6 protein-coding genes are annotated in these 3745 nt (G+C 61.5%); 1 reads left to right on the forward strand and 5 read right to left on the reverse strand.

All coding sequences use genetic code 11. The features are described 5' to 3' along the window. Positions 1-328, forward strand: a 328-nt coding sequence (locus ABSG20_RS31980) for a GNAT family N-acetyltransferase (protein WP_423868448.1), incomplete at its 5' end; no start/stop codon positions are given. A 140-nt stretch (positions 329-468) separates the two neighbouring features. Here ABSG20_RS31980 and ABSG20_RS31985 read toward each other — a convergent pair. The 5 genes from ABSG20_RS31985 to ABSG20_RS32005 all read right to left on the reverse strand — a co-directional run bounded on the left by ABSG20_RS31985 (position 469) and on the right by ABSG20_RS32005 (position 3573). Beyond that, positions 469-816: a nitrile hydratase gene (locus ABSG20_RS31985; RefSeq protein WP_423868449.1), complete on the reverse strand. Its 348-nt coding sequence runs from the start codon at positions 814-816 to the stop codon at positions 469-471. After that, positions 813-1457: a nitrile hydratase subunit alpha gene (locus ABSG20_RS31990; protein ID WP_423868450.1), complete on the reverse strand. Its 645-nt coding sequence runs from the start codon at positions 1455-1457 to the stop codon at positions 813-815. The genes ABSG20_RS31985 and ABSG20_RS31990 overlap by 4 nt, the downstream gene beginning before the upstream one ends. 3 nt (positions 1458-1460) lie before the next feature. Beyond that, on the reverse strand, positions 1461-1799 hold the full coding sequence (locus ABSG20_RS31995) for an SH3-like domain-containing protein (RefSeq protein ID WP_423868451.1): 339 nt from the start codon (positions 1797-1799) through the stop codon (positions 1461-1463). Positions 1800-1845: 46 nt separating this feature from the next. After that, a complete protein-coding gene (locus tag ABSG20_RS32000; RefSeq protein WP_423868452.1) occupies positions 1846-2670 on the reverse strand; it encodes an alpha/beta fold hydrolase in 825 nt (274 codons plus the stop codon). 69 nt (positions 2671-2739) lie between these two features. Further along, the gene (locus ABSG20_RS32005; RefSeq protein ID WP_423868453.1) at positions 2740-3573 is read right to left on the reverse strand and encodes an alpha/beta fold hydrolase; all 834 of its coding nucleotides are present in this window, start codon (positions 3571-3573) and stop codon (positions 2740-2742) included. Positions 3574-3745: the final 172 nt, after the last annotated feature.

The following is a 3745-nucleotide window of genomic DNA, read 5'->3' on the forward strand; positions in this document are numbered from 1 at the left end:
GTGGCGCGAACGCTGGCGCTGCGAACTGGTGCCGAAGGCGGCGATCATGGTTGCGGAGCAGGAAGCCGCCCTGGTCGGCTTCGTCACCATCGACGCCTCGGGTTATCTCGATCAGCTGGTCGTCGCTCCGGACCACTGGGGTTCCGACATCGCCAAGGCGCTGGTCAACGAAGCCAAACGCCTGTCGCCCGACGGCATCACGCTGTTGGTCAACACCGACAACCTCAGAGCCATCCGCTTCTACCGGCGCAACGGTTTTGTCGGTGCCGGCGACGACGTCAATCCGACATCGGGGCGGCCGGTGTTGAAGATGGCGTGGAAGAGGTAGGCCACGACTTTTTGCCTCTGTTAATACAGGAGATTAACAGGGTGTAGGGTATATAATACTGTTGCGAAATCCACCGGGAAGCCCGCGCGGAGATGCTCGGCAGGTCGAGGTCGGCTCCGCTCCCCCTCTCTCCTGTGCAGTCACGTCGTTCGCTCCGCGTTATCAAGTTCGCACCGAGCCCCAACCTCGTCCATCTTTCGCGCGAGCTCGCTCGGCGTCAGGATGCCTTTCTGGAAAAGGATGTTGGCGAAGGCCGCGATCCAGCGTTCATAGTAGGCAAGCTTGCCGACCATTTCGGCGCCGAGCGCTTCGACGCCGCGGCGTTTCTCCTCCGTATTGATGATCTTGTGAAAGTCGAGGACGTCGGCGAGCGCGTGGCAGCGCTTCTCCCAGGGCTCAAGCTCGTGATCGGTGCGCTGAATCGGGTCGGCCGGCAGTCCGCCGATGTCGTTGGGCAAACGATTGAGAAGATGCCTGGTGTCGGTCATTGGCCGCTCCCGATGGTGACAGGGATGACCCCGATCATCGCGTCGCGCGTGACCAGCGCGGCAAGTTGCTCCTCGCTGTAGTGTTCTGTGCCGTCCGGACGTTTGGGCAGAACCAAATACCGAACGATCGCGGTCGAATCGCTGACCCTGACCTCAACGTCATCCGGGATGTGCGTGCCGAACTCGGCGAGCACGGCGCGGGGTTCGTAAACCGCGCGCGAGCGATACGCTTTCAGCTTGTACCAATCCGGCGGCAGCCCCAACACGGGTCGCGGGTAGCAGGAGCACAGCGTGCAGACGATGAGGTTGTGCACCGCGCCGGTATTTTCGAGAACGATGAGCTGAGTGTCGTCATAGAAAGTGATCCCCAGTTCCTCGCAGCCGGCGCGGCCGTTCGCAAGCAGCCGCGAGCGGAATTCGGGATCGACCCAGGCACGGGCCACGACCTTCGCGCCGAGCGCCGGCGTCCGCGAATCCAAGACCTCGATCTGACGGCGAATCTCGTCGGGACCGAACAATTGCTTCTCGATGAGGAGTTCGCGAACCGCGGTCTCCATGATGTCGTAATACCCGGGCCGTGCCGCGTGAACGATCTCGGCGTGCGCATGGCCATGATCATGATTGTGATCGTGCTCTATCATCGCCTAGATCCTTTCCAGCCAGGTCTCGAACACTTCGATCCGCAGGTCGTCGCGCGGCGACCCCGCATAGCCCGGCCAGATCGAAGTCATCGGCACCGAGATTCGGTAGTAGTGCCGCCGCGAACCCGCATTGCGGCCGTAGGCTTCTTCTTCATTGTCGACGGCGGCGGGTTCGATCACCGCGTCGACCACCCCCACCTTGCCGCGTAGATAGGTGGGTACCCGGTAGTGGCCAACCGGCTCGCGTGTCATCACTCTGACGCGGTCGCCGACCTCGAAGATCGGCCTTTCTCCGGTCGCCGGTACGATTCCGGCAATGCGCCGCGGAGCTTTGTCGGTCACTTCGCCCTCGCTTTCCTTTTCCTAGCGAAATTCCCCCAATCGAACGTCAGGAGCGGAGGAAAGCCAGCAAGTCGGCGTTGATCGTCTCGGCGTGCGTCGTCGGCATACCGTGCGGGAAGTCCTTGTAGGTCTTCAACGTACCATTCTTGAGAAGCTTGGCCGACAGGGGTCCCGAGGCGATGTAGGGGACGATCTGATCGTCCTCGCTGTGCATGACCAGGACCGGCACGGTGATCTTCTTGAGGTCTTCGGTGAAATCGGTCTGGGAGAAGGCCACAATGCCGTCGTAATGCGCCTTGGCGCCGCCGATCATGCCCTGGCGCCACCAGTTGCCGATGACGCCCTCCGACGCCTTGGCGCCCGGCCGGTTGAAGCCGTAGAAAGGACCTTCGGGAAGGTCGCGATAGAATTTGGCGCGGCTGGCCGCGAGCTGCGCCTGCAATCCGTCGAACACTTCCTTCGGAAGGCCGTTCGGATTGGCCGGCGTCTTCAGCATCAAGGGCGGCACCGCGCTGATGATGGCCGCCTTCGTCACGCGACTCTCGCCGTGTCGCGCCAGATAGTGCACCACCTCGCCGCCGCCGGTCGAATGACCGACGTGAATCGCGTTTTGCAGATCGAGATGCGTCGTCAACGCGGCGAGGTCGTCCGCGTAGTGATCCATGTCATGGCCGTCGCCGGTTTGGGTCGAGCGGCCGTGGCCGCGGCGGTCATGGGCGATGACGCGATAGCCGTGGCCGAGGAAGAACAGCATCTGGGTGTCCCAGTCATCGGCTGACAGAGGCCAGCCATGGCTGAACACGATGGGCTGTCCTTTGCCCCAGTCCTTGTAGAAAATATCGACGCCGTCTTTTGTCTTTACGATGCCCATGGCCATATCCTTTCGCTGTCAGATGGCGTTGCCGAAAAGTCGCTCGCCTGGTCGGCTACTCTCTCGCGATCAGAGGATACGGTCAAGAAAGCCATGGATGAGCGGCGCCATTTCATCGAGCTTGTCTTCAAGCGCGAAGTGTCCGGTATCGAGCAGGTGAAGTTCGGCGTTCGGCAGGTCACGAAGGTAGGGGCCGGCGCCGTCCGCGGGGAAAATCTTGTCGTTCCTGCCCCAAACGATCAAAGTCGGCGGCTTGTATTGACGAAAGAACGCCTGGAATTGAGGATACAGCGGAACGTTCGAGCCGTAGTCGTGGAACAGGTCCAATTGGATGTCGCGATTACCGGGCCGATCGAGCAGCGCCTGGTCGTGAAGCCAGTTGTCGGGATCGATGCGTGAGAGGTCCTGCACTCCGTCGGTGTACTGGAATTTCGTCGTCTCGGGCGCGACGAGGAAATTGAGCGCTTCGCGGTGTGCCGCCGAGCCGTCGGCCCAGTACGCCTTGATCGGATCCCAGAACGCCTTGAGCCCCTCGCTATAGGCATTACCGTTCTGAACGATCAAGGCGCTGACGCGATCGGGATGCTTGAGGGCGAGGCGATACCCGACCGGCGCGCCGTAGTCCATGACGTACATCGCGTAGCGCTGCACCTTCAAATCGGCGAGCAGGCCATCGACCAGATCGGCGTAATGGCCGAAGCTGTAGGTGAACTGCGCATGGTCGGGCGAGGCGCTCTGTCCGAAGCCTGGATAATCCGGGGCGATGACGTGGTAGCGATCCGCCAACAGAGGGATCAAATTTCTAAACATGTGCGACGAAGTCGGGAAGCCGTGCAGCAGCAGAACGATCGGGCCGTTCGCGGGACCCGCCTCGCGATAAAAGATGCTGACTCCCTCGACCATGGCCGTCTTGTAGTGGGTCACGACGGATTCCGGAGCGGTCACTGGCGACGCCGCCATGACAGGTGCGCTGCCGATCGAGGCCAGAACCGCGATGGCGAATATGGCGGATATTTTCGATGATTTCATGACACAACCTCCTTGCAGTCCGCTGATCCCATGGCGCAGGCGGGTT

Origin of the sequence: Bradyrhizobium sp. (genome assembly GCF_049512235.1) — a bacterium.
Classification (GTDB): domain Bacteria; phylum Pseudomonadota; class Alphaproteobacteria; order Rhizobiales; family Xanthobacteraceae; genus Bradyrhizobium.

Coding starts and splice junctions, on each gene's coding strand:
- ABSG20_RS32000 (WP_423868452.1), bottom strand. CDS start 2,670: ATGGGCATCGTAAAGACAAAAGACGGCGTCGATATTTTCTACAAGGAC.
- ABSG20_RS31990 (WP_423868450.1), bottom strand. CDS start 1,457: ATGATAGAGCACGATCACAATCATGATCATGGCCATGCGCACGCCGAG.
- ABSG20_RS31985 (WP_423868449.1), bottom strand. CDS start 816: ATGACCGACACCAGGCATCTTCTCAATCGTTTGCCCAACGACATCGGC.
- ABSG20_RS32005 (WP_423868453.1), bottom strand. CDS start 3,573: ATGGTCGAGGGAGTCAGCATCTTTTATCGCGAGGCGGGTCCCGCGAAC.